The following is a 26165-nucleotide window of genomic DNA, read 5'->3' as shown; positions in this document are numbered from 1 at the left end:
ACGTGTCCGGGCGATCGGACACCACGACGGCGTGGGAGGAAACGATGGTGGAAGACAGCGCGTTACAGGGCATCGTGGCCGACGGGTTCGCTTCGGTACGGGACGAGTTCGCGGCGGTCGCGGCCGAGGAAGGCGGCGACTTCGCCGCGCAGTTGGTGGCATATCGGCACGGCGAGCGGGTCGTGGACCTGTGGACCGGCCCGGAGATCACCGGCGATTCGCTGCTCGGTGTGTTCTCCGCGACCAAGGGTGCCGCGCACCTGATCGTCGCCTTGCTCGTGCAGGACGGCACCCTGGACCTGGATCAGCGGGTCAGCCACTACTGGCCGGAATTCGCCGTGGCGGGCAAGCGGGACATCACCCTGCGCGAGTTGCTGTCGCACCGGGCCGGTCTGGTCGGCTCGGACACGGGGTTCACGCTTGAGGAACTCGCCGATGACCGGATCGTCGCCGAACGCCTCGGCGGGCAGCGCCCGTACTGGCGGCCGGGCAGCACGTTCGGCTACCACGCCTTGGTCATCGGGGCGCTGAGCGGCGAGGTGGTACGCCGCGCCACCGGGCGGACCATCCAGGAGCACTTCGCCGAACGCGTACGCGTGCCGTACGCGGTGGACGTCCACCTCGGACTGCCGGAGGACCAGGAATCCCGTTTCCTGAGCACCCAGCCGATGCTGGCGACCCCTGAGCGGCTGGCCGCGTTGGCGGCGCGCGCCACCGGTGCGCACAGCCTGTCCGGCATCGCGTTCAACCGGAATCATCCGCGGAACCCGGAACTGTGGGAGCTGCCGAACTTCCGGGCGGTCCGTTCCCTCGGGCCCGCCTCGCTGGGCGGCGTCGCCTCGGCGCGCGGCCTGGCCCGGATGTACGCGGCCGCGATCGGTCCGCTGGACGGCGCGGCGCCGCTGCTGAAGCCGGACACCGCCGCCGCGTTCGCGCAGATCCACTCCATCGGCTACGACCTGGTCACCCGCGAGCACAAGACCTTCGGGGTCGGCTTCCACGCCACGTCCGAGGTGTATCCCGTGCTGGGGCAGGGCACGTTCGGGCACAGCGGTGCGGGCGGCCAGCAGGCGTTCGCCGATCCGCGCAATGGCCTGGCCTACGGCTACAGCCGTCGGCGGTTCCCCTTCCCCGGCGGCCCGGCCCCGGAGAACGACCGTCTGATCCGCGCACTGCACGCTGCGGCCGGCGGGCTCCGCTAAGGGCTGTCCCGTCATGCCTGGCGGGCGCGCGACGACAGCTACGGCACCTCGCCGCGTTGTCGGAACGTCCACATACACCCAGTACGCGGACGCTCCTCCGCCTTGCGATGCACCGCATCTGACGCCGCGCGCTGACCCACCAGGTATGACGGGACAGCCCTCAGGCCCCGCCAGGTTCCATCAGGCGGGTCCTGCGCGGAGCCGGCGGCCGATGGCCGCGGCGGTCAGGGTGCTGTGGGAAGACACCCGCCCTCCCACGTTCCGCCCCCGGCGGCCTCGTCGGTACCGAAGGCCGGGAGCCGGGGTGCGGAACCCTGGGGATGCGGGCGGACAACCGAGGCCCGGCCCGCATCCGGTGGACCTCGGCGGGCCGGGCGGCGGCGTGGGCCACGGGCCCTGCCGCCTGCCCGGCTGGACGCTCCTCGCCGACGCCTGGTCCAGCAGTGGTGCCGTGGGTCAGCCTTCGACCCATCCGTATCCGCGCGCCATGTCGACGACGCTCGCACGGATCCGCTGAATCTGCGCGGCCGTCAGGGTCTCGTCGGCCGCGACGAGAACCTCGATCAGCTCACTCCGCAGATCAGCGGCGCTCAGCACGTCGCACATCTCGTCGTCCGCCCGGTTTCCCTGCGGAGGCGTGCGCAGCGACCCGGATGCCAGCGAATTGCGCGTGAGCTGCTGCCCGACCGGCTTGTGAACGAGGCGGATCTGTGATGCCTTGGGGCCTTTTTCCCCCGACTCCATGAAGAATTCCACCTCGCTGCCCGCTTGGTAGAAACCCTTCTCGTCAATCAAGTCGTTCGCATGCATGAAAACGTCTTCATCTCCCGTATCGGGGGCGATGAAGCCATAACCACGCACCTCGTCGAACCGCAGGACCTTCCCCGTCATCAACACAACAACCACACCTTCTCGCAATACTGCTACCACAAAATACTGACGCCCCTTTGGCGCCTGCACACAACACATCTGGTGTGGGGCCGGATCACCTGCTGCCACACCGTGAAGACGCACGATACGACGGCCGGGCGACTGCGCCAACTTCTCGGCAGGTCCGCCCTCGCCGACCACCATCAGCTGCTTGCAGCGGCCAGCAGATCAAGTCGCTCGGCTCGATGTCAATGGGTCACGGCCCGCAGCTTCGCGAGAGATTCCCGCCCACCGGGACCGCTCCGCCGCTCCGCCCGCCGGGGAACGTGGGCGGTGTCTATCCCGTTCCGTCCAAGACCGGGGACTTAACGTGTGGTGGTGGCACAGCACCTGAGCGAACTGCCTCCGGGAGGAGCGGGCAGGCGACTGCATTTCGTCTTCGAATCCGCCTGTGACCGCAATCCGTCGGCGACGGCACTCGAATACCGGCACCACCGGCTGACGTACGCCGAACTCGACGCGCACGCGAATCAGCTCGCCCACCACCTCCGTGGTCTCGGCATCGGCCACGGGGCACGGGTCGCGATCCTGTTACCGCGCTCGGTGGACACCTATGTGTCGTTGCTCGGGGTGGGCAAGGCCGGTGCGGCGTTCGTGCCCATCGACCCGGCGCTGCCTCCGGACCGTATCGCCTACATCGCGGGGGACGCCGGCGTCGACCTGGTGCTGACCACCTCCGCTCTCGCGCCGGCCCTGGCGGAGCTCCCCTGCCGGGTGATCGAGCTCGACTCGTGCGCGCCCGAGCTCGCCTCCGTGCCCACCGCGCGCCCGCGTCCCGAGACGGTGGCGCACGGTTCGGGAGACGACGACCCCGTCGCGTACATCATGTACACCTCGGGTTCCAGCGGCCGGCCCAAGGGCGTGGAGATCGCCCAGTCGAGCATCTGCAACTTCCTCGACGTCGTGCCCGGCGTGTACGACGTGCAGCCGTACGATCGGGTGTACCAGGGCATGACGATCTCCTTCGACTTCTCCATCGAGGAGATCTGGCCGACGTGGTCGGTCGGCGCCACGGTTGTCGCGGGCACCGCCGATTCCGGGCGGCTCGGCCCGGAGCTCGCCGATTTCCTGGAAGACCGCGAGATCACGCTGCTGTACTGCGTACCGACGCTGCTGGAGACGATTCCGCGGGACCTGCCGCGTATCCGGAGCATCGTGGTCGGCGGTGAAGTCTGCCCCGGTCAGCTCGTCGAGAGGTGGAGCAGACCGGGACGCCGGATGCTCAACACCTACGGACCGACCGAGACCACCGTCACCGCGACCTGGGCGGAGCTGCTGCCGGAGCGGCCCGTGACCATCGGCAGGCCGCTGCCGACCTACTCGGTGGTGCTGCTCGACGAGCGGCGGCAGCGGGTACCCGACAGCGCGGTCGGTGAAATCTGTGTGGGCGGCCCTGGCGTCGCCCGTGGCTACATCGGCAGGCCGGAGCTGACCGCAGACCGGTTCATCGAGCATCCGCTCGCGCCCGGGGGCGGCCGGCTCTACCGCACCGGAGACCTCGGCCGGATGACCACGGACGGGGAGATCGAGTACCTGGGCCGCACCGACGCCCAGGTGAAGATCCGGGGCTACCGGGTCGATCTCGGTGAGATCGACAGCGTGCTGCTGGAGGATCCCGGCGTGGCCGAGGCGGTCACCGCGCTGGTGCCCGCGCCGGACGGCGGCGGCGACAGCAGCGAGCTGGCCGCCTACGTGATGCGGACACCCGGAAGTACGGACGAGGACGACGACGAGGCTCTCGTCACCCGGCTGCACACGCGTCTGCGGCGCAGGCTGCCCGCCTATATGGTGCCGTCCTTCGTGGACATCCTCACCGAGCTCCCGGCCATGCCCAGCGGCAAGGCGGACCGCACCCGGCTGCCCGCCCCGACCGGCCGCCGTCTGGTGGGCGGCGGCCGGGTGGTGGCCGCCCGCGGTGAGCTGGAGACGCGGCTGCGGGACGTCTGGGCGGAGGTGCTCGGCACCGAACCCGGGTCGCTGTCGGCCGAGGCGGACTTCTTCACCGAGCTCGGCGGCCACTCCCTGCTCGCGGCCCGGGTGGTATCGCTGCTGCGCGGCCGGGACATCGGCACGAGCCCGACCATGCGTGATCTCTACGCGGCCCCGACCGTACGCGGCCTGGCAGCGCGGTTGGGCGCGTCGGCGGGTACCCCGCGGCTGACCGCGCCGCCCCGCCCGGAACCGATCCGCCACCGGGGCGGCCGGATCGCGGCCGCCGGGACGGCGCAGGCCGGGGCGATCTATCTGTGGCTGCTCCTGACCACGTTGCCGCTGGCCTTCGTGTACAGCCGGCACGGCGGTCAGTTCTCGGAGCCGGCCGCGGTGCAGGCGGTGTTCGCGGCGCTGGCCGGCTATTTCGGCGTGCGCTGGATCGTGCCGGTGGTGTTGGCACGTCCGCTGGCGGCAGGGATCCGGCCGGGCCGTTACCGGCTGTGGGGCGGGACGTACCTGCGGCTGTGGTTGCTGAACCTGCTGATGACCCTCAGCCCGCTCCAGGTGCTGTCCGGTTCCCCCATGATGGCCCCGTACCTGCGGCTGCTCGGCGCGCGCATCGGGCCGCGTACCACGATCGCGACGAGCATGGTCAGCCTGCCGACCCTGCTGCGCATCGGCGGCGACGCCTCGGTGGGCTACGGCGTTTCGCTGCGCCCGTGGCGGGTGGCGGACGGCTGGGTGACGGTCGCGCCGATCGAGATCGGGCCGCGCGCCTGCGTCGGGGCCAACGCGGTCCTCGAACCCGGCGCGCGGCTGGGGGCCGGGGCCGGGCTCGGCGAGCAGTCGGTGGTCGAGCAGGACGAGGTGGTCACCGCCGGAGCGCGCTGGGCCGGCTCGCCGCCGTATCCGGTCGATGCGCTCGCCCCCGCCATGGAGACCATGCTGCGTGCTCGCGGCCACCTGGACGGATGGCGGCCACGTCATCTCGCCGCCGCGCTGTCCGGCTTGGTGCTCCTGGAGGTCGCCGTGGTCGCGATGGTCCTGCCGGGCCTCGCACTGGTGTGGTGGGGCTTCTGGGGCTGGGGCGCGCTCGCGGGCGCCGCCGCCATCGTGGTGTCCGGTCCGGTGTACGTGCTCACCGTCTGCTGTGTGGTCGCCGTCGGCAAGCGCCTCGTCCTGTCCGAGGTACCGATCGGTGTGCACCCGGTGCGTTCGTCGCTCGGCGTGCGCAAGTGGGTGGCGGACAAGCTGCTGGAGTTCAGCCTGGCCTTCACCAACTCGCTCTACGCCACCCTCTATACGGTGCCGTGGCTGCGGCTGCTCGGCGCGCGGGTCGGCCGGGGCACCGAAGTCGCCACCGCCGCGCACCTCGACCCGGACCTGCTCACCCTCGACGACGGCAGCTTCGTCGCGGACATGGCCAGCGTCGGTGCCGCCACCTTCGCGGCCGGCCGGGTCGCGTTCGGGCCCACCGAGGTGGGCCGGCGCGCATTCGTCGGCAACGCCGCGTTCGTACCGGCCGGCACCCGGATGGGACCGGGGTCCCTGGTCGGGGTGGGCACGGTACCGCCGCAGGACGGTGCGCCGGACGGCACCTCGTGGCTGGGGTCGCCCGCGATGCATCTGCCGGTACGCCAGAGCAGCGGTACGTTCCCCGAGGAGCTGACGTTCCGCCCGACCCGCAAGGCGGTGCGGCACCGTCTCGGCATCGAGTTCTTCCGCGCCACCCTGCCCGCGACGGTGCTGGGCATGGGCGTCTACCTCTATCTGCTGGCGCTGGCCGGTGTGGCGCGCTCCCGGGGCCCGCTGGTGCCGGTGCTCGTGTCGCCGGTGCTCGCGATGGGCGCGGGACTCGCGGTGATCGCGTACTGCGCGGCGGTCAAGCGCGCGGTCGTCGGGACCTACCGGCCGCGGGTCGAACCGCTGTGGAGCTGGTTCGTGCGCCGTACCGAGTTCGTCACCGGCCTCTACGAGGCGGCCGCGGTCCCGGCCGGGGCGGGCACCCTGGTGGGGACCCCGTTCCTGCCGGCGGTGCTGCGCTGGTTCGGCGCCCGCATCGGCCGGCGCACCTGGATCGGCACCACCTATCTCACCGAGTTCGACCTGGTGGAAATCGGCGACGACGCCGCGATCGGCATGGGCGTATCGTTGCAGACGCACCTGTTCGAAGACCGTGTCATGAAAATGTCGCAGGTCAGCGTCCACAGCGGGGCGAGCGTCGGCACCCGCGCGATCGTGCTCTACGACGCCGTGGTCGGCGCGGGTGTCCGGCTCGGCGCGCTGTCGCTGCTCATGAAGGGCGAGCGCCTCATGCCGGGCACGAGCTGGCGCGGTATCCCCGCCCAGGGCGTGACCCACCGGTCCGCCGACGGCCGGCGGCCGCCACCGTCCCGTCGCCCGTAACCCCGGCTCGGGTCGGCTCGACTCGGGCCGGTGAAGCGGTACCGCCACCGGCTGCGGCCCGGACTCCATCACGGCGGCGGGGCCCGCCGTACCTCCGCACTCCCACTGTCGACAACGCGATGAGGACAGCATGACCTCCAGCGCCGCACCCGACCCGCTCGGCCGGTCTTCCGGGCCCCGAAGCGCTCCCCTTCTGGCTGCCGAGGAGCGCCCGCTCGCACTCGTCTACCGGGGACCGGCCGCGCTGCCCGGCTGTCCGGAGGCGGTCGCCGAGCTGCTCGCCGGTGGCGGCTGGGGCCTGGACATCCGCTACACCGGTCCGCGCGAGGCGCTGTCGCTGACGGCCGAGTCGCTGGCCCGGGCCGCGGTGTACGCCCAGCCCGGTGGGGGTTCGCTGGCCCCGGCCTACTGGCGGCTACGGCGGCGGCGCCACGCGATCCGCGACTACGTCCGCGGCGGTGGCCGCTATCTCGGCTTCTGCCTCGGCGGATACCTGGCCGGGGCGACCCCGGGGTTCGGCCTGCTGCCCGGCGACACCGACCAGTACATCGCCACGCCGGGCGCCACCGTCGGCGATGAGAGCGACACCCTGGTCGATGTGGCGTGGCGCGGCGAGCCGCGCACCCTCTTCTTCCAGGACGGGCCGCACTTCGTACTCGACGAAGGCGCGGACGCGACGGTCCTGGCCACCTACCCGAACGGCTCGGTCGCCGCTCTCGTCACACCGTTCGGCGCGGGCCGCGTCGGCGTTGTCGGACCGCATCCGGAGGCCACCGACGACTGGTTCACCGATGCCGGTCTGCCGGTCCATCGCGCCCACGACCTGGGACTCGATCTCGCGGCTGCGGTGCTGGCGAGCTGACCCAGGGCGCCGAACCGCCCGCGGCGCGGGCCCGGCCGACCGGCTTGCGGCGGGGACCCGACGGTGGGATGTGCGCGGTCGTTACGGCGCCGGATCCGTTGACGCCGGTTCCCGTTCCCGGCCGACGGACCACCGGTGCGATCCGTGCGACCGGCACCACGCGAACAGGCCCTGCGCACGGCAACGCGCCATCATGCGCGTTGCCGTGCGGCGTGCGGCGTGCGGCGTGCGGGTCATTCGGGCACGAGCACCGCGGCGCCGTTGATCCGGTCGGCGGCCAGGTCGCTCAGCGCTTGGGGCGCGCGGCTCAGCGGGTACGGGCTGGCGGTGACCCGGATGCCGATCCGGGCGGCGATGTCCAGGAAGTCGCGGCCGTCCTGCCGTGTGTTGGAGGTGACGCTGCGCAGGTTCCGCTCCTCGAAGAGGTGGCGCTGGTAGTGGAGTACGGGGATGTCGGTGAGGTGGATGCCCGCGATGGCGAGGGTTCCCGAGCGGTCCAGTGCCTCCAGGGCCACGGGCACCAGGTCGCCCACCGGGGCGAACAGGATCGCGGAATCCAGCGGTTCGGGCGGCCGGGCGTAGGCGTCGCCCGCGGAGGAGGCACCCAGACCGAGGGCGAGTTCACGGGCCGCCGCCGACCGGGTCAGCACGTGCACGGTGGCGCCTTCGGCCAGGGCGACCTGCGCCGCCAGATGGGCCGAGGCGCCGAACCCGTAGATCCCGAGCCGGCCGTTGACGGGCAGTGCGCTGCGGCGCAGCGCCCGGTAGCCGATGATCCCGGCGCACAGCAGTGGGGCCAGCAACGTGGCGTCCTGTTCGTCCGGGAGCGCGTAGGCGTAATCCGCCGGGACGAGGGTGGTGTCGGCGAAACCGCCGTCCGCGTCCCAGCCGGTGTAGCGGGAGGCCGGACAGAGATTCTCGCGACCGGCCCGGCAGTAACGGCAGTTGCCGCACGTACCGCGCAGCCACGCCCCGCCGGCCCGGTCGCCGACCCGGAATCGTGTGACGGACTCGCCGGCGGCGGCCACCCGGCCGACGATCTCATGACCGGGGACGGTATCCGGCCGGTGCGGGGGCAGATCGCCTTCGGCCAGGTGCAAGTCGGTTCGGCAGACGCCGCACGCCTCCACCCGCAGCAACAGCTCATCAGGGCCCGGCACGGGGACGGGACGGCGTACGGACACCAGCGGGCCGGCCGCGATCGGCCCGGGGTGGTGCACAGCCCATCCGGTCAGCTCGTGCGGACCCGGCACCTGCGCCATGTCTCCAGCTTGCGGCCGACCGGTGGGGCCGGCAAACGCTCGCCGGTATGCATGAGGCGCCGCCGGCCCGAATGTTTCACGTAAAACATGACGGTGTGGCGGTCCACCCGATCGCCGCCCGGTCACCGTTCCACCGGCCCGCTGCGCCGGCCTCCACGTGCCCATGCGCCGGCCCCGCCGCTGTCCGAACCCCTCGGACCCGCGCCGAGGCCGCATGTTCCGCAGGTACGGATCAGTGGCCGGTGCCATCCCGTGATGGCGTGTCGCCGCGGGTCAGGGTCAGCCCGAGTCCGCTTGCCCAGCCGACGGGTTGCAGGGCCCAGTAGCTCACCGCTCGGTACAGCAGCGTCACCGCGATGGCCTGCTCGGCGCCGAGGCCGTACAGCACCAGCAGCGCCGCGAGACTCGTCTCGACCACGCCGAGGCCCCCGGGTGTCAGCCGCAGGCTTCCCGCGAACTGTGTCAGCGCGTACGCCGCGAGGAGTCCGTGCCAGGGCACGCCGACGCCCAGACTCCACATGCAGGCGACGAGACACGCCAGGTCCAGGGCCCAGTTGAGCAGCGCCAGAGTGGCCGGCCACAGCCACGGGCGCACTCCGGGCCGCACGGTCCGCACCTGCCGCCCCAGCCTGCTCAACGCCTGCTCGGCATCCCAGAGCCGCCGGGACCGCACCCCGAGCCGCCGCCAGGCACGCCAGGCCCGGCGCCGTACCCAGCGCAGCCTGGACAGACCGACCGCCGCGCCCGTCACCACTGCTGCGCAGAGCACCAGTCCCAGTACCGCGGGCCGCAGTCCGGCCACCGGCCCGGAGGAGCCGCCCAGCAGCACACCGGCCGCCAGCAGTACGAAGAGACTCAGCCCGGACAGCACTCCGGCGACCAGCAGCACGGCCCCCGCGAGAGCCTGCTCGACGCCCCGGCGGCGCAGCTGCCGAAAGATCCAGGCGACCGCGAACGCGGCCCCGCCGGGCAGCGCCCCCGCGATGGCGTTGGCGGCGAGAACGATGGCGGCGACGACCCCGAACCGTACCCGTACACCGCCCGCGCGCAGCAGCCACTGCTGCACGGCCGCCAGACAGCCCAGGGACGCCGCCTCGAACGCACCGGCCGCGACGAGCCGGACCGGGTGTACCTCGGAGATCAGCCGGACGGCCGCGCCGACCTCGGCACGCCGGGTCACGGCGACGGCCGCGGCGGCTGCCACGAGGACGGCCGACACCACCCACCACACCGGGCGTACCGCCCCGGCAGAGACCTGTCCCGAGCCCTTCTGTCCGCCGGTTTGCCCTCCGGGAGGGATCACCACATTTCCTACGGTACGACGCGGCTGTTCGGCGCACCGCGGCCCGGCGCCCGCCGCCGCCCTCGCCGCCGAAGCCTTCCCCGCGGCATCCGGGCCGCCACCCGAGCCGGCCGGCGCGTCATCGACGGTGGCCCCGCCCCCGCCGGGTGTCCCGCCGGCCCACCGCACCGGGGCGTCACGGCGGCGGCCGGGTCTCCGTACCCGGCAGGGAGACCGGCAGGCAGGTCAGGAAGGGCGCGAGCGCGGTGACGGTCTCCCCCGCCGAGGCGAAGAGCAGCCCGATGCCGACCGCACCCGGGTCGGCAACGCCGGTGGCACGTTCGCCGAGGTAGCTGGCCCGGCCACGGCGCGCCCGCAGCTGCGCGGTGTTCCGCACCCCGTCCCAGGCGGCGCCGGCCGCGGCGGCGAGCGCCGTGCGCACATCGGCGTCCGTGCCGCGCGAGTTCAGCGCGTCGCAGGCGGGGGCGAGTGCGTCGATGAGTGTCTTGTCGCCCGGCGCCGCTTCCCCGATGCGCTGAATGACGGACAGGCCGCCGCCCGCGCCCGCTGCCAGTGCGGGCACGGTGAGCGCGGTGCCCGCGTCGGCGGCGGCGAGGGCCAGCTCTTCCAGCAGCAGCCCGAACAGGGGGCCGCTCGTGCCGCCGACCTCGTCGAGGAAGGTCGTGGCCGCCGCCTGCAAAGGCTGCTGGGCCGCGGCCAGGCTCCCGGTGGGGGCACCGTTCAGGGCTCGGACCGTGGCGTCCAGTCCGGTGGTGAGGTTGACGCCGAAGTCGCCGTCGCCGGCCTGCTGATCGAGTGCCGTCAGCTCGGCCTCCGTAGCCGACGCGGATGCCGCGAACCGTCGCATCCAGCCGTCCGTGAAGGTCCCGTCGAACCGCATGCGGCCGCCTCCCGTCGTCCGGTGTCTCCTATCGGCGCCAGGCCGGGGCCTGGGCCGGCGCGTCGTACCACTTGAGCGTCTCGCCGTCCGCCTCCAGGAGGGAGAGCGAGAAGCCGTGCATGTCCAACGCCGTGACGAAGTCGCCGACGAGAACCCTCTCCAGCGCCACGCCGCGGTCGTCGAGCAGGCGTGCCGCCTCGCCCAGCACCGCGTACAGCTCCAATTGGGTGACCCCGCCGAGGCCGTTGACCAGGGCGATCACCGATGCTCCCCGGCCGAGCCGCAGCGCGTCGGCGAGCGTGCCGGTCATCTCTCCCACCAGGTCACACAGCGGCCGGTGGGCCGCCGTGTGTTCCGCGCGCTCCCCGTGGATGCCCACGCCGTACTCCAGGGCACCGTTCGACAGCGCGAAGGCGGGCCGACCGGTCGTGGGGGCGGTGTGCGGGGCCGACGCCACGGCGAGGCTGCGGCAGCGCTCCACCAGGCCCTCGCCCAGCGCGACCAGGTCCCGCAGTCCCATGCCGGTGTCCGCCGCGGCGCCGAGCAGCTTCTCCACCAGGACGGTCGCCCCCGTACCGCGGCGCCCGGCCGCGACGCCGTCGGACTCCGACGCCACATCGTCGTCGATCAGCACCCGTGCGCAGGGGATCCCCTGCCGCCCCAGCCGTTCCGCCGCGATACCGAAGTTGATGCGGTCCCCGGTGTAGTTCTTCACCAGGTGGAGTACGCCGTCCTCCCGCCCGACCGCGCGCGATGCCTCGAAGATCTGCCGGTTGTGCGGCGAGGCAAAGATCCGTCCCGGGCAGGCCGCGTCCAGCATGCCGCCGCCGACGTAGCCGATGTGCAGCGGTTCGTGCCCCGAGCCGCCCCCGGACACCAGGCCGACCCGCCGGGCCGGGGAACTGTGCCGGGCCCGCACGAAACCGTGCTCCCGCTCCCACACCACCAGATCGGCATGGGCCCGCGCAAAACCGGCCAGCGCGTCGGGCACCATGCCCTCGGAGGAATTCGCGAAATACAAGGCCATGACCGCTCACTGACCTCTCCGGAGTGCCCGGCGGGCGAGGTCCCCGATGTCCCGCGTGTCCGCCTATCGTGAGCCGACACGCGGAGCGCGGCAACTCGCCCACGTCCCGTCGGGCGTACACCGCCGCCGGTGGACCCGTGGGGGCCGCGGCGCGCCCCCTTCACTTCGCCGCGCCACCGGCCGGGTGACGCGGTCGGGACGTGCGCACTGGCCCGCCCGCCCACGAGCCGGTGGCCGGCCGCCGCGGAGGTCGGGACCATTCGGCCCCTTCCCGCCCGAAGTCCGCGAGCCGGAGACTTTTCCTGTAGCGGGCGCAGCGGGGGTGTGCGCGTGTGCGCCTGCTGCGCACCCAGTCCCCACACGTAAGGAGACCGCGATGACCACCGCACGCGACATCATGCACGACAGCGCCACCTGCGTGCAGGAGAACGAAACCCTCGAAGCCGCGGCACGCCGAATGCAGGATCTCGATGTCGGCGCCCTCCCCATCTGCGGTGCGGACAACCGGCTCCATGGGATCATCACCGACCGCGACATCGTCCTGAAGTGCCTCGCCAAGGGCGAGGACCCCAAGGTCATGACCGCCGGCGAGCTGGCGCAGGGCAAGCCCGTCACCGTCACCGCCGATGCCGGCACGGAGCAGGTCCTGCACACCATGGAGCAGCACCGGATCCGGCGGGTGCCGGTCATCGACGAACACCGGCTGGTCGGCATGATCAGTGAAGCCGACCTCTCCCGGCATCTGTCGGAGGAGCAGTTGGGGCACTTCGTCGAAGCCATCTGTGCCGCGCGCTGACCGCACGCCGCCGCGCCGGACGGCGCGCAGAACGCACTGCGGCGGGCACCCGGCGCCGCGCACACCGCGCGGCCGCAACGGGTGTCCGCCCCGGCCCGGTCCGCGCGGAGGTCAGCGCGGCGGCCGGGCGGCGGTGGCCGGACGGGGCGTCAGGAGAACGGCGACGAGATCCCGGCGGCTGCGGACTCCGGTCTGGCCGAAGACGGACCTGAGGTGGTCCTGGACGGTGGCCGGGGTCAGGTGGCGCGCGGTGGCGATATCGCGGGTGCCGCGGCCTCGTACGGTGTGCGGCGCGATTTTCCCCTCCCGGGCCGTGTCAGGGGGCGGCCTGGTGCCCGTCATCCCACCGAGCGGTAGGTCGCGCACTCGCCGGTGAAGGCCGCCGCGGGGAGGGCGGTGCAGGTGTGGTGCGGGCGGCCGGAGAGGTGCCGCCGGCGGTGGCGCCAGCCAGGGTTCCGGCGGTACCGGCCTCTGCACGAGGCCGCCGCACGCCCGCCGGCTCAGCGGATACGCGCGGCGCGGTCCCGGCGGGTCGGACCGGCAGCCCGACGGCCTCTGCGTGAATTGAGCCATTGGTACATTCGGTGAACTGCCCGCCGACCGTGAGGAGGCCACCGGACCATGGCCGTGGACGCCCTCGACGCGAAGATCCTCCGGCTGCTGCTGGAACAGCCGCGCACCAGCGTGCGGGAGTACGCACGCCTCCTCGGCGTCGCCCGCGGCACGGTGCAGGCACGGCTGGACCGGCTGGAGCGGGACGAGGTGATCACGGCGTACGGACCGCGGCTGTCCCCCGCGGCCCTCGGCCATCCGGTGCTGGCGTTCGTGCACATCGAGGTCACGCAGGGGCATCTGGAGGAGGTCGCCGACGCGCTGGCGGAGGTACCGCAGATCATCGAGGCGTTCTCCACGACCGGTGGCGGGGATCTGCTGACGCGGGTGGCAGCGCGGGACGCGGCGCATCTGGAGGACGTGATCCAGCGGCTGATCAGTCTGCCGGGTGTGGTCCGTACCCGTACGGAGGTGGCGCTGCGCGAGCGGGTGCCCCACCGGATGCTGCCGCTGGTCGAAGCCGTGGGCGGCACCGCGAAGCCGCGCTGAGGGACTTCTTGGCATGCTGGAGGGCATGAGCACCTCCCCCGCCGCCCACGGCTCCACCGCACCGCCCGCTTCTTCCGCACCGTCCGCATCGCCCACCCCGGTGATCTTCGATCTCGACGGGACGCTGGTGGACAGCGAGCCGAACTACTACGAGGCGGGTCGCCGGCTGCTGGCCGGCTACGGCATCGCGGACTTCAGCTGGGAGCATCACACCCGCTTCATCGGCATCGGGACGCGCGAGACCCTGGAGATCCTCAGCCGCGAGTTCGGGATCGACGCGCCGCTCGAAGAGATGCTGGCCGGGAAGAACCGGCACTACCTGGAGCTGGCACGGGCCCATACCGAGGTCTTCCCCGAAATGCGCGGGTTCGTGGAGCGGCTGCACACGGCCGGGCATCCGATGGCGGTGGCGTCCGGTTCGTCGCGGGCCGCGATCGAGGCGGTGCTCGCCGGTACGGGTCTGGACGCGCTGCTGACCACGGTGGTCTCCGCTGAGGAGGTGGCGCGCGGAAAGCCCGAGCCGGATGTGTTCCTGGAGGCCGCGCGGCGGCTGGGCGTCGGGCCGGGCGACTGCGTGGTGCTGGAGGACGCGCCGCCCGGCGCGCAGGCGGCGTACCGGGCGGGGATGCGGTGCATCGCGATCCCGTATGTGGCGCGGACGGCCGACGATCCGGCGTTCGCGAGCGCCGGACTGCTCTTCCGGGGCGGCCAGGCGGAATTCACGGCGCGGGCCGCGTACGACTGGCTCGGGGGGTGAGCCTGGACTCGCCGGGATCGCGCCCCGGCTGATCCTCCCGGACTCCCGACTTTTTTCGAGCTCGGATGCGGGTCACGGATTACCCGGGCCGCCGGGCTCAACCACTCGGAAGCGTTCGGCGACGACGAGAGTGTCGTCATCGATGACCGGGGTGTGCCCCAGGAACTCGCTCACGCCGTCGCTCCGGAAGAACTCTTCGTGGGCAGCCCGCCACTGCGCCACTTCGGAGTAGCCGCGCCCCTCGTCTCATGCGAAGTCGTCGTCGATCTCCTTCAGAAGCCGTCGTCGATCTCCTTCATGGGAACGACGCGCACGTCGACGAGTTCGATCGTGACGGCTGGACGGCCTCCGGAATCGAGCACTGCGAGTCGCCGGCCGACCGTCGGCACCGCCTCTCCGGCATGCTCGAAGATCTCCAGGAGGCCCGTGAGCGCGGTCTTCCGACCGCTCAGGATCGCCGCCACACCACGGTCACGTTCCGGACCGGGAAAGGCGAGTTCAAGAGCCGGAAGGTCGTCATGTCCCATCGGGAGGGAGTTCTTCTCGCCACCCGGCAACGGACCCCGGGACAAAGGGAATTCACCGGATCGCATACGGGGGCCGGGATACACCGCGCGGGTCCGTCGCGCGCAGCGACCGGCGGGCTCCCCCTGATTACCGAGTCGGCGGGCGTCCGGTCAGCGGGCCACGCCGAACTCTTTGAGTGCCGCCGGAATGGCGAGTCGGAGATTATTTGCGGGAGAGTCGCCGGAGTAAGTTCCTCGACAATGACGTGAATGCCGAGCTTCCGGGTGATCTCGTCATTCGCAGCACGAAGGAACTCCCAAGTGACAGCCGGCGGCAGACGGAAGGATTGGATTCGCCTCTTCGTCTCCCGCGGACGCGAGTAGTCTCCGGCGGACGCGAGCGCGGGGTACCCGGGTTACGCGTGGCACATGTCCGAATTGACGCCCTTCCGTAACTGTTCCACCCCGTCGGTTTCACTGTCAAGAGGTGATCACCGGGGAAGCCGAGGGAGCATCACACCCCCGTGATCTTGTTGCACTAAAGTGGTTTAGCTGCTATCGGGCCACGAGCGCCATAAAAGGAATTCTCCGCCGGGGGAACGACCCATAGCGTGGCCGCATGTGTCGCTTCCGGCATTCTCGGCAGATACATTGACGGGCCATCAAGCCCTCGGATAAGAACATCTCGCCCGGCATGACAGTGTTGTCATGCACTGTTTGGTGGAGGAGACACGTGATGGCAGAACGACCGGCAGCGGCCCGAGTGGACAGACGTGCGTTCATCAGGATGCTCGGCGCGGCGGGGGTGGCCGTCGGGCTGGCCGGCACGGCCACGCTGGCGGGACCGATGGCCGGGGTCGCGTTCGCCGCGGAGGAAGGGCGTACCCGCGCACCGCACCAGCCGTACCTCCACGGATACAACGCCGCCGGCCTCAAGGCGTGGACCCCGGACGGCGATGCGTACGCCAAGTACTTCCGCTCCCGGGTGCCGCTGGCCACCCGCATCGCGCCGTTCACCGCCACCCAGGCGAAGCCCGCCCTGGCTTCGAAGGCGCAGGTGATGAACATGTCGTACGACTACGACAACGCGTTCTTCACCGCCTACCGCTACAACGACCAGTTCGCCCGCCGGCTGCTGCGCTTCTGGCAGTACAGCGATCTGTACAGCTCCTGGCACGGAATGCCGGTATGGGGCTCGTCGACCAGCGACCCGGAGCACGGGCTGATCAACCTGCCCAACCCCGCGTACACCGACGCCGCGCACCGCAACGGCGTGAAGTCGCTGGCCGGGTGGTTCTGGCCGCGGAACGGCGCCTTCTCGGCGTATCTGGAACAGCGTCCGGACGGCTCCTTCGTCGTCGCCGACAAGCTCATCGAGATGGCCGACTACTTCGGTTTCGACGGCTACTTCATCAACCAGGAAGCGTCCGTCTCGCAGGCGGACGCCACGCAGCTGATGGCGTTCCTGAAGTATCTGCGGGCCAAGGCGCCCGCCCGCTTCCACCTCCAGTGGTACGACACCATCACCACCGGCGGGCAGCTTCAGTACCAGAACCAGTTCAACGACGTGAACGCCGCCTGGGTGCAGCACGACGGCCGGCCGGTCAACCACAGCGTCTTCGTCAACTACGCCTGGAACGCGAGCCGGGCGGCCGCCTCGGTGGCCACCGCCAAGCGGCTGGGCATGGCAGCCCATGAGGTCGTGTACCTCGGCACCGAGAACGAGAAGTACGGCTTCAACCCGCCCTACGACCCCCGGCTCGTCTTCCCCGAAGGCGGTGAGGCGCAGACCAGTTGGGCCCTGTTCGGTACGCATATGGCGTGGGCCAACAACCCCGACCGCGACGACCCGGACAAGCAGCAGAACACCTTCGTACGGGAACGGCGCTACTGGTCCGGGCCGAACGAGGACCCCACCCGCACCGGACGCACCGAGTACGTGCCGTGGCCGGACAACGGGAGGCCCAACGACGCGGACAACCACCGGAAGTGGGACGGCGTCGCACACTACATCGCCGAGCGTTCGGTGATCGGCGCGTTCCCCTTCGTCACCCGCTTCAACACCGGCCATGGCCGCGCCTTCTTCCTGGACGGTGTGCAGCGCTCGGACCGGGAGTGGAACAACGCCGGCAGCCAGGACCTGCTGCCCACCTGGCAGTGGTGGACGGCCAGCGGCGGCAGCGGAGCGCCGCTGAGCGTCGACTACGACCACACCACCGCGTACGACGGCGGCTGTTCCCTGCTGATCTCCGGCACGCTCGGCCCGGCCAACCCCACCACGGTCCGGCTCTTCAAGACCCAGCTGCGCGTCGGCGGCGGCGAGAGCGCCCGGCTGGTCTTCCGTACCGACCGGCCCGGACAGCAGAGCGGTCTGGAACTGGGGCTGGCCTTCCAGGACGCACCGGCCGACTTCGTCTGGCTGCCGGCGGGAAAGACCGCGGCGTCCGGCTGGACCACCGCCGGGCTCCCGCTGGCCGCCTACGCGGGGCGCACCGTCGCCGCGATCGCGGTCCGCGTCTCGGCCGACGCCGCCGCCTCCTACCGGCTCAACCTCGGCGAACTGGCCCTCCTTCCGGCCGGCACCCCCGCCGCCCCCGCCAAACCGGCCGGCTTCACGGTCGACCAGGTCCACCCGAACGCCGCGGGCACCGGCGCCGAGGTCTTCCTGTCCTGGGACTTCGCCGCGCAGGGCGTCTGGTACTACGACATCTGGCGGCAGCGGGCGGACGGCACCCCGGAGCCGTTGGGCCGGGTCCATGACGGGGTGTACTACGTCAAGTCCCTGACCCGGCAGGGCAGTGAGGCCACCAGCACGCTGTCGTTGGTGGCGGTGGCCCCGGACGGTACGCGCTCCGCTCCGGCGACCGCTCGGGTCGACTGGGCCTGATCGCACCGCCCCGCGCAGCACGTCCGGCCGGTCCGGCCGGCGGGGAGACCGGCGGCCGTGCCGCGTCACCACCGTCCTGGACGCCGTACGAGCAACTCGTCACGGGCCCGCGCCTCTTGGCGCGGGCCCGTCGGCCGTGGGTCCGGCCGGCGCACCGCACGGAGCAGCGCACCGGCACCACCCCGCAACCCGGCGCCTCGGCGGGTGCCGACCTGCACCGGCACCCGGGTCGTTCCCACCCCATTGACGGAAGGTCTGGACCAATCTACCGTGTGGCGCGTCACGCCACGTACGTCTCCAGGCCCCCCTCAGTCCAGTCGGCAAGCGTGCCCCACCCCCACACCCCCACCCCCACGCCCCCTCCCCCACCGGTCACGCTCACGCCCGCCAAGTCAGCACGCCAGTCGCCGTCGGCGGCCGGGCGGTGACCGGCGGCGCCTGCGGTCCCGAACCCCAGGACCGGCCCTGAACCCCGGACGGCCGCACGACGAGACGGTGGCTGCTGCCCACTCACCCGGAGTCGGACCGCCATGGACAGGACACCCGCACCGATGTGGTGATGATCCGTCATGGCCGGAAGGGAGCACCACGTGATCGGTCGGATGTCACGTCTGCTGGGAATCGGCCTGGCGACGGCTTTCATCACGCAGTTGCTGGTCGCGGCGGCGCCGCCGACGACGAGCGCACCGCGGAGCGACACCTGCGCGGTCAAGTCGAAGCCCTCGGGCAAGGTGCTCCAGGGGTACTGGGAGAACTGGGACGGCGCGTCGAACGGAGTTCATCCGCCGCTCGGCTGGATCCCGGTCACCGACACCCGGATCGGCGATCACGGCTACAACGTGATCAATGCGGCGTTCCCGGTCATCCTCTCGGACGGCACCGCCCTGTGGGAGGACGGGATGGACTCGACGGTGAAGGTCGCGACCCCGGCCGAGATGTGCCAGGCCAAGGCGGCCGGGCTCACCACCCTGATGTCCATCGGCGGCGCCACGGCCGGTATCGATCTCAGCTCCAGCACCGTCGCCGACCGGTTCGTCGCGACGGTGGTGCCGATTCTCAAGGCGTACAACTTCGACGGCATCGACATCGACATCGAGACCGGCCTCACCGGCAGCGGCGACATCAACACGCTGTCGGCCTCGCAGGCCAACCTCATCCGCATCATCGACGGCGTACTCGCCCAGATGCCCCCGAACTTCGGCCTGACGATGGCACCCGAGACGGCGTATGTCACCGGCGGCAGCGTGACCTACGGCTCGATCTGGGGCGCGTACCTGCCCATCGTGAAGAAGTACGCGGACAACGGCCGGCTCTGGTGGCTGAACATGCAGTACTACAACGGCAGCATGTACGGCTGCTCCGGCGACTCGTACTCGGCCGGTACGGTCGAGGGGTTCACCGCGCAGACGGACTGCCTGAACAAGGGGCTGGTCGTCCAGGGCACCACGATCAAGGTGCCCTACGACAAGCAGGTGCCGGGACTGCCGGCGCAACCGGGGGCCGGCGGCGGCTACCTGGCGCCGAATCAGGTGTCGCAAGCCTGGAACACCTACAGCGGCCAGCTGAAAGGGCTGATGACCTGGTCCCTCAACTGGGACGGGTCGAAGGGCTGGACCTTCGGGGACAACGTCAAGGCGCTTCAGGGTCGCTGACGTCGAGTGCGGTCAGGGCGAGGGGGTGCAAGGAGATCCGGCCCGGCTCCTCCGACGCCTCCCCCGCCCCCGCCCGCGGTCCGTTGTGCGCTCCCCATGACGGCGTCCACCACCTCACCATGTCAGGTCGCCGGACGGCGGGTGAGAGAGTGTCCGTCGAGTGACGGCCGGCCATCGACGGTCCGGATACCGACAAAGTGGGGCAAGCATGCACGCGCCGTACGGCGAGAACGAGGGCCGGGGCCCGGAGGGCGACTTCGCTGCCGGGTGGCACGTCCCACCGCAGCCACCGACCGGGAGCGCCGGCCGGCACGGCGCCGACGCCCACCAGGGTGACGGCACCCGCCTCGGTCACGACGGCTACACCGGCCACCCCGGTCACGACGGCTACACCGGTCACCACGGCTACCTCGGTCACGACGACTACACCGGTCACGACGGCTCGTACTACGGCTACCACGACTACACCGGCCACCACGGCCAGGCGCCGCTGCCCGCACCGGAGTACGCCGCGCCGCAGTACCCCGCACCGGAGCTCGTCATCCAGGACGACGGGGCCACCCCGCACTACGGCTACGGCTATGGCCACGGCTACAACTACGGCCACGCGTACGGGTACGGGTACGGCCATGTCCCTGCGCAGGCCCATGGCTACGACGGCGCGGTACCGCACGCGCAGGGTCCGGACCCCGCCGCGCAGGGCGAGCCCCTCCACCACGGGATGGCCGCGCCGCCGCAGTCCGCCGCCGCGGCCGTCGGGACCCAGGTCGCCGGGCCCGGCGATCCGTTCCCGTCCGAGTCGCCCGAACCGGCTCCGGCGCCGCCCGCCGAACCTGCTCCCGAACCGAAGCCGACGGGCGGCGGCACCAGCCTGATGAAGTCCAGCGCCCTGATGGCGGCGGGCACGATGGTGTCCCGTATCACCGGCTTTCTGCGCACCCTCGTGATGGCCACGGCGATCGGGGTCGGCACGCTCAACGACTCCTACCAGGTCGCCAATGTCCTGCCCACGATGATCTACACCCTGGTCGGCGGCGGCGCGCTGAACGCGGTGTTCGTCCCGCAGCTCGTACGGGCCATGAAGAAGGACGACGACGGCGGCGAGGCGTACGCCAACCGGCTGCTCACCCTGGTCGTGGCGGTGCTCGCGGGCGTCACGGTGATCTGTGTGCTGGGGGCTCCGCTGCTGATCCGGCTCATGTCGCCGGACGTCGCCGACGATCCGCAGCGCATGGCCGTCACCGTGACCTTCGCGCAGTACTGCCTGCCCACCATGTTCTTCATGGGCGTACATGTGGTGCTCGGTCAGATCCTCAACGCCCGTGGCCGCTTCGGCGCGATGATGTGGACCCCGGTGCTCAACAACGTCGTGACCATCGCGACGTTCTCCGGGTTCATCTGGGCCTTCGGCGGCTTCACCGATTCCGGTGTCGGCCCGGCGACCGTCACCCCGGAAGGGGTCCGGCTCCTCGGCCTGGGCACCCTGCTCGGCCTCGCGGTGCAGGCGCTGGCCATGCTGCCGTACCTGCGCAACGCCGGCTTCCGGATCCGCCCGCGCGGTGACTTCAGGGGCCATGGCCTCGGCAGGGCCATGGGCCTGGCCAAGTGGACGATTCTCTATGTGCTCGCCAACCAGATCGGGCTGACGGTCGTCACCCGGCTCGCCACCACGGCGGGCTCCGCCGCCGAACGGTCCGGGCACCCGGGCTCGGGCATCACCGCGTACAACTTCGCCCTGCTGCTGTGGCAGATGCCGCAGGCCATCATCACCGTGTCGGTGATGACCGCCGTACTGCCCCGGATCTCCCGCGCCGCCCAGGACGACGACCCGGCGGCGGTCCGCGCCGACATCTCCTACGGCCTGCGGACCTCGGCCGTCGCCATCGTGCCCTGCGCCTTCGCCTTCCTGGCGCTGGGCGTGCCGATCGCCACCCTGCTCTACGCGGGCTCCGGTGCCGAGGGCGCCCGGGGCATCGGCCATGTCCTCATGGCCTTCGGCCTGGGCCTCATTCCCTACTCGGTGCAGTACGTCGTGCTGCGCGGCTTCTACGCGTACGAGGACACCCGCACGCCCTTCTACAACACCGTCATCGTCGCCGTGGTGAACGCCGCCGCCTCCGCGCTGAGCTTCTTCGTCCTCCCCGCGCGCTGGGCCGTCGCCGGGATGGCCGCCTCCTACGGGCTGTCCTTCGCGGTCGGTCTCGGTATCGCCTGGCGCCGGCTGCGCAAGCGGCTGGGCGGTGATCTGGACGGCTCGCGGGTCCTGCGTACCTACCTCCGCCTGATCGCCGCCGCGGCCCCCGCGACACTCGCCGGCGGAGGTGTGGCCAATGCGCTCACCCAGGCCCTCGGCAGCGGCGTCCTCGGCTCGCTCGCGGCGCTGCTCGGCGGCGGCTGCGTGCTGCTGGGCATCTTCCTGGTTCTCGCGCGGCTGCTGCGGGTGGCGGAGCTGAACGCCATGGTCGCGATGGTCCGCGGCCGCCTCGGCCGCTGAGCTTTCGCCCTGTCACTTCGGCGGGGCCGCCCGTATCATGACCGGGCGGCGAACGCCAATTGATCATCACCGCACCCGATAACTCCCCCTCACCACGGAGCAGAGCGATGAGCAATCCTTTCGAGAACCCCGACGCGCAGTACCTCGTCGTCGTCAACGACGAGGGGCAGCATTCGCTGTGGCCGGACTTCGCCGAGGTGCCCGCCGGCTGGACGGTCGCCCTCGCCGCCGCGGACCGGCAGGCGTGCCTCGACTACGTCGAGGAGCACTGGACGGATATGCGTCCCAAGAGCCTGGCCGCGGCCATGGACGCGCGCTGACGGACGCGCCGCGCGGGTGACGCGGTACCGCCGTCAGTCCGCCGGCCCGAGGTCGGCGACCACTGCGGCGATACCGCGGACCGTCGGTTCGTCGAAGTACGCGTAGAGCGGGACGTCGACGCCGAGCCGGTCGAGTATCCGGGCCGATATCTGGGTCATCGTGATGGAGTGGCCACCGAGGTCGAAGAGGTTCTCGGTGTCGCCCAGCCCGGGGAGCCGGAGCACCTCGCGCCAGATCTCCCGCACCGTGTCGAGGGTGCTGCCGGAGTCCGCCGACGGTACGGCGACCAGCTCGGGCGGGGACGGCAGCGCGGACCTGTCGAGCTTGCCGTTCGGGGTGACCGGCAGGGCGTCGAGGCCGACGAAGACCTCGGGCACCATGTACGCGGGCAGCGACGCCGCCAGGGCGCGCCGGAGCTCGTCCGCGCCCGCGACTCCGGTGTGATAGCCGATCAGCCGGCCGTCCCGCACCGCGGCGGCGGCCCGGTCCACACCGTCCACCGCGAGCAGCCGCGACTCGATCTCGCCGAACTCGATCCGGTGGCCCCGGAGTTTGATCTGGTCGTCGGCCCTGCCGAGGAACTCCAGCCGTCCGTCGTCGAGCCGGCGCACCCGGTCGCCGGTCCGGTACAGCCGGCTGCCCGGCGGGCCGAACGGATCGGGCAGGAAGCACTCGCTGTCCAGCTCCGGTCTGCCGAGGTAGCCGCGGGCGAGGCCGGTCCCGGCGAGGTGGAGATCGCCGGGGACACCGACCGGGACCGGCGTCAGGCGGGCGTCGAGCACGAAGGCCCGGGTGTTGGCGAGCGGCCGGCCGATCGTCACCCGGTCCGGGTCGGGGCCGATCTCGTCCGAGGTCGCCCAGATCGTCGCCTCCGTCGGCCCGTAGACGTTGACGAGCCTGCCGACCTTCGGGCGCAGCCGCCGGGCGAGCGTCAGCGGGAGCGCCTCGCCGCCGGTGAGGGCCGTGACCGCCGGGTCGTCGAAACCGGCGTCCAGGAGCATCGCCCAGCCGGTGGGGGTCGCCTGGACATGGGTGACCCCGTGCCGGGCGGCCAGTTCGGTGAGCGCCGCGCCGTCCCGGGTCTGCTGCTCGCTCGCCACGACCACGGTGGCGCCGGTGATCAGCGGGAGGAGGAGTTCCAGGCCGGAGATGTCGAACGAGACGGAGGTCAGTGCCAGCCAGCGGTGCTGGGGGCCGGCGTCGAGCAGGTCCCGGATGGCCAGCAGCAGGTTGGTCAGCGAGCGGTGCGCGATCTGCACGCCCTTGGGGCGGCCGGTCGAGCCGGAGGTGTAGATGACATAGGCCAGGTCGTCGGGTGCCGGTGCGGCGGCCGGCGCGGCGGCTCCGACGGGGCGGTCGGCGTCGGCCGCGAGGTCGGCGTCGCCCAGTTCGCGGGCGACCCGGGCGTCGGCGGTGATGAAGTCGAGCCGTTCGGCCGGGTAGTCCGTGTCGAGCGGAATGTAGGCCGCCCCGGCCTTGAGGACGCCGAGCAGGCCCACCACGAGCCGCTCCGACCGGTTCGCCCGCACCGCGACGAGGGAGCCCGGCCCGATGCCGTCGCCGCGCAGCCGGGCCGCGAGCCGGGTCGCGGCGGCGTCCAGTTCGGCGTAGGTGAGGTGGCGGTCCGCATGGCTGACGGCGATGGCGTCGGGCCTGCGGGCCGCCTGTTCCGCGATCAGTGCGGGGACGGTCCGTACCGGGTGCGCCACGGCCGTGTCGTTCCAGCCGGTGAGCAGCCGGTCGCGCTCGTCCGGGGCGAGCAGCGGCAGCGCGGCCAGTTCGGCCGTCGGGTCGTCCACGACGTGGCCGAGCAGGGTCAGCCAGTGCCGGGCGATGCTCTCGGCGGCCGGGCGCGCGATCGACCGCGGCGGGTACTGCATCAGCACGCGGAACTCGTCGGAGCCGTCGATCAGTTCGACGCGCAGCGCGTTGCGGGCGGTGTCGTGGGAGAGTCCCCGTTCCACCGAGGCGGCGACCCCGGGGAACTCCGGGGCGGCGGGCGGGCGGTGGTACGACAGCGAGACCGGTGCGAGGGCGACGCCCGGCCGTACCCCCGCGCCGGCGCGTCCGAGCGGCACCTCACGCACCCGGTACAGCTCCCGCAGCCCGGTCCGGACGGCGCGGGCGAAGTCCTCGAAGGGCATCCCGCCCTCCGGCGGGGAGGAGAAGGGCAGTTCGTTGACGTGGACGCCGATGTGTTCCTGCTGATCCGGCGTCCGGGTGCCGAGGTCGAGGGCCGTGACCGGCACGCTGTTGCCGTACCGGAACAGGAGGGCGTGCAGGGACGCGACGAGCAGTTCGAAGCGGGTCACGCCGATCCGGGCCGCCGCCGGTCCGAGGTGCTCCCGCAGCTTCCCGGGCAGCCGGAGCTCCACCGACGCGCCGTCCTGCACCCCGCGGGCGGGCCGGTCCAGGCCGGGGAGCACCACGTCGTCGTCGCCGAGCGGGTGCGCCGCCCAGTAGCGGCGGGCGGCGGGCAGTTTGGCGGTGATGCGCCGCTCCTCGTCGGCGGCCGCGCCGGCCGGCGGGAGTGCCGGCGGTGCGGGATCGCCGCCCGTGGCCGCCGCCGCGTAGCACGCCGCGAGGTCGGCCACGAAAAGCTCCAACGAGTGTCCGTCGAAGACCAGGTGGTGGACGACGACGAGCAGCCGGTGTGTGCGCGGGCCGGCGAGCTGGAGCACCAGGCGGCACAGCGGTCCACGGGCGAGGTCGAACGGCGTCCGGATGTGCTGCGCCGTGGCGTCCTCGCCCGCCGGCTCGACCACCAGCGTGGGCCGGACCGGGGCCGGGCGCAGGTAGGGCACACCGTCCCGGTCCTCGACCGCGCTGGTGAGCTCGGGGTGCCTGCTCAGTACGGCGGCACAGGCGTGGCGCAGCGCGTCGGTGTCGAGGTCGCCGTCGAAGTGCACGGTGAACGAGACGTGGTGCACGGCCCCGCAGTCGTCGAGCAGTTCGTTGAACCAGATTCCGCTCTGCGCGGCGGAGGCGGGACGCGCCTGTGGCCGCCCCTCGACCGAGGCATGCGGATTCGCCGGGGCATCGGACATCGAACACGTCCTGTCACCGTTGTGGGGAGGCCCGTTGGGGGCGCTATCCCGGGTGCGGCGGCTGAGGAGTGACTCCAAGCCGATCGGGCGCCCTCAATCTGCCCGATCATGACCGACATTTGCAATAACTTGATCGCTCTTCTCTGCTTCTTGACGCACTTTCTCGCCCTTTGCCAACTCAGGTGGGCTTCTCCTGCCGTCCCTCGATCCCCCGGCTTTCCCCTTGCTCTTTCTTGCTCTTCCTTGCCCGTCACCGATCGGGAAAGCCGTCCGAACTCCGCGGCACCCGGGGCCGATCGGCCGGAGCGCAGGCCCCCGCAGCACACCGGAACCGACCTGTCCGGATCAGGTGCAGCCGCCCTCCTGCGCGACGAACGTGCAGGTGGGCGAGGACCGGCGGCACCACGGAGCGACGCCGGGAGTCTGCCCGCCTGACCATTGACACACTCTGAGGGCTTGTTCGATCATCAGGGCGTTGACCAAGTGACCAGCAGGACGCCCGGGATATCGGGTGCCGTCTCAAGGGGTCTGTCGGTCCGGCAGTCAAGGAAGTGGGTGCGCACCATGGTTACTCGCAGTGGTGGGCGAACCGGTACCGGCCAGCGGTACGGGTCCCGCTTCCCGACCGTCCGGAACCACCGTGTCCGTTGTCAGCCGCGGGGCCGATTAACCCACTCCGTGGCCGACCGCTCCACCGGTCACCCACGGACCGGGCGCGCCCTGCCGATCACGGACGGGATGCGGCGCCCCCGCACGGCCTGACCACCGCCCCGTCCCGCAAGAGCCTCGGCGTCACGCCT

17 protein-coding genes and 1 pseudogene are annotated in these 26165 nt (G+C 71.9%); 10 read left to right on the top strand and 8 right to left on the bottom strand.

The features are described from left to right. Positions 1-44 precede the first annotated feature (44 nt). A complete protein-coding gene (locus tag ACLJWH_RS00790; RefSeq protein WP_411139896.1) occupies positions 45-1202 on the top strand; it encodes a serine hydrolase domain-containing protein in 1158 nt (385 codons plus the stop codon). Positions 1203-1658: 456 nt separating this feature from the next. Here the strand turns inward: ACLJWH_RS00790 and ACLJWH_RS00785 are convergent, their stop codons facing one another. Beyond that, positions 1659-2276, bottom strand: coding sequence for a cold shock domain-containing protein (locus ACLJWH_RS00785; RefSeq protein WP_411139544.1), 618 nt, complete (start codon positions 2274-2276; stop codon positions 1659-1661). A 174-nt stretch (positions 2277-2450) separates the two neighbouring features. On the opposite strand from ACLJWH_RS00785, the gene ACLJWH_RS00780 reads away from it, so the two are divergent. Both ACLJWH_RS00780 and ACLJWH_RS00775 read left to right on the top strand, forming a co-directional pair. Further along, complete coding sequence (locus tag ACLJWH_RS00780; RefSeq protein WP_411139543.1) at positions 2451-6470, top strand: Pls/PosA family non-ribosomal peptide synthetase; 4020 nt, start codon at positions 2451-2453, stop codon at positions 6468-6470. Between the two features lie 130 nt (positions 6471-6600). After that, a complete protein-coding gene (locus ACLJWH_RS00775) occupies positions 6601-7332 on the top strand; it encodes a BPL-N domain-containing protein (protein WP_411139542.1) in 732 nt (243 codons plus the stop codon). 233 nt (positions 7333-7565) lie between these two features. On the opposite strand, the gene ACLJWH_RS00770 is transcribed toward ACLJWH_RS00775, so the two are convergent. The 4 genes from ACLJWH_RS00770 to ACLJWH_RS00755 form a co-directional block, all read right to left on the bottom strand. After that, a complete protein-coding gene (locus tag ACLJWH_RS00770) occupies positions 7566-8594 on the bottom strand; it encodes a zinc-dependent alcohol dehydrogenase family protein (protein ID WP_411139541.1) in 1029 nt (342 codons plus the stop codon). 232 nt (positions 8595-8826) lie between these two features. Then, positions 8827-9900 carry a lysylphosphatidylglycerol synthase transmembrane domain-containing protein gene (locus ACLJWH_RS00765; RefSeq protein WP_411139540.1) on the bottom strand — a complete coding sequence of 358 codons (1074 nt, stop codon included), beginning with the start codon at positions 9898-9900 and terminating at the stop codon, positions 8827-8829. 172 nt (positions 9901-10072) lie between these two features. After that, a complete protein-coding gene (gene dhaL / locus ACLJWH_RS00760; protein ID WP_411139539.1) occupies positions 10073-10777 on the bottom strand; it encodes a dihydroxyacetone kinase subunit DhaL in 705 nt (234 codons plus the stop codon). 28 nt (positions 10778-10805) lie between these two features. Further along, positions 10806-11804, bottom strand: coding sequence for a dihydroxyacetone kinase subunit DhaK (locus tag ACLJWH_RS00755; protein ID WP_411139538.1), 999 nt, complete (start codon positions 11802-11804; stop codon positions 10806-10808). Between the two features lie 376 nt (positions 11805-12180). On the opposite strand from ACLJWH_RS00755, the gene ACLJWH_RS00750 reads away from it, so the two are divergent. Then, on the top strand, positions 12181-12600 hold the full coding sequence (locus ACLJWH_RS00750) for a CBS domain-containing protein (RefSeq protein ID WP_411139537.1): 420 nt from the start codon (positions 12181-12183) through the stop codon (positions 12598-12600). Positions 12601-12711: 111 nt separating this feature from the next. On the opposite strand, the gene ACLJWH_RS00745 is transcribed toward ACLJWH_RS00750, so the two are convergent. Beyond that, positions 12712-12942: a LuxR C-terminal-related transcriptional regulator gene (locus ACLJWH_RS00745; RefSeq protein WP_411139536.1), complete on the bottom strand. Its 231-nt coding sequence runs from the start codon at positions 12940-12942 to the stop codon at positions 12712-12714. Between the two features lie 279 nt (positions 12943-13221). On the opposite strand from ACLJWH_RS00745, the gene ACLJWH_RS00740 reads away from it, so the two are divergent. Both ACLJWH_RS00740 and ACLJWH_RS00735 read left to right on the top strand, forming a co-directional pair. Continuing rightward, positions 13222-13701: an Lrp/AsnC family transcriptional regulator gene (locus tag ACLJWH_RS00740; protein ID WP_411139535.1), complete on the top strand. Its 480-nt coding sequence runs from the start codon at positions 13222-13224 to the stop codon at positions 13699-13701. A 25-nt stretch (positions 13702-13726) separates the two neighbouring features. Beyond that, positions 13727-14458 (top strand): HAD family hydrolase, encoded by a 732-nt coding sequence (locus tag ACLJWH_RS00735; protein ID WP_411139534.1) that lies wholly within the window; start codon positions 13727-13729, stop codon positions 14456-14458. Positions 14459-14530: 72 nt separating this feature from the next. Here the strand turns inward: ACLJWH_RS00735 and ACLJWH_RS00730 are convergent. Next, positions 14531-14985, bottom strand: a pseudogene (locus ACLJWH_RS00730) (ASCH domain-containing protein). A gap of 715 nt (positions 14986-15700) precedes the next feature. Here ACLJWH_RS00730 and ACLJWH_RS00725 point away from each other — a divergent pair. The 4 genes from ACLJWH_RS00725 (at position 15701) to ACLJWH_RS00710 (ending at position 22317) form a co-directional block, all read left to right on the top strand. Continuing rightward, positions 15701-17851 (top strand): endo-beta-N-acetylglucosaminidase, encoded by a 2151-nt coding sequence (locus tag ACLJWH_RS00725; RefSeq protein ID WP_411139533.1) that lies wholly within the window; start codon positions 15701-15703, stop codon positions 17849-17851. A gap of 593 nt (positions 17852-18444) precedes the next feature. Continuing rightward, positions 18445-19503: a chitinase gene (locus ACLJWH_RS00720; RefSeq protein WP_411139895.1), complete on the top strand. Its 1059-nt coding sequence runs from the start codon at positions 18445-18447 to the stop codon at positions 19501-19503. Between the two features lie 208 nt (positions 19504-19711). After that, positions 19712-21997, top strand: a complete 2286-nt coding sequence (gene murJ / locus ACLJWH_RS00715) for a murein biosynthesis integral membrane protein MurJ (protein WP_411139532.1) — start codon at positions 19712-19714, stop codon at positions 21995-21997. Positions 21998-22104: 107 nt separating this feature from the next. Further along, entirely contained in the window at positions 22105-22317 is a 213-nt protein-coding gene (locus ACLJWH_RS00710) for an MbtH family protein (RefSeq protein WP_411139531.1), read from the top strand. 33 nt (positions 22318-22350) lie between these two features. Here the strand turns inward: ACLJWH_RS00710 and ACLJWH_RS00705 are convergent, their stop codons facing one another. After that, a complete protein-coding gene (locus tag ACLJWH_RS00705) occupies positions 22351-25365 on the bottom strand; it encodes a non-ribosomal peptide synthetase (RefSeq protein WP_411139530.1) in 3015 nt (1004 codons plus the stop codon). Positions 25366-26165: the final 800 nt, after the last annotated feature.

This window comes from Streptomyces sp. x-80 (genome assembly GCF_046549095.1).
Taxonomy (GTDB): Bacteria; Actinomycetota; Actinomycetes; order Streptomycetales; family Streptomycetaceae; genus Streptomyces; species Streptomyces celluloflavus.
Note: the sequence above shows the minus strand (reverse complement) of the source record. Positions and strands in the feature narration are given on the sequence as shown.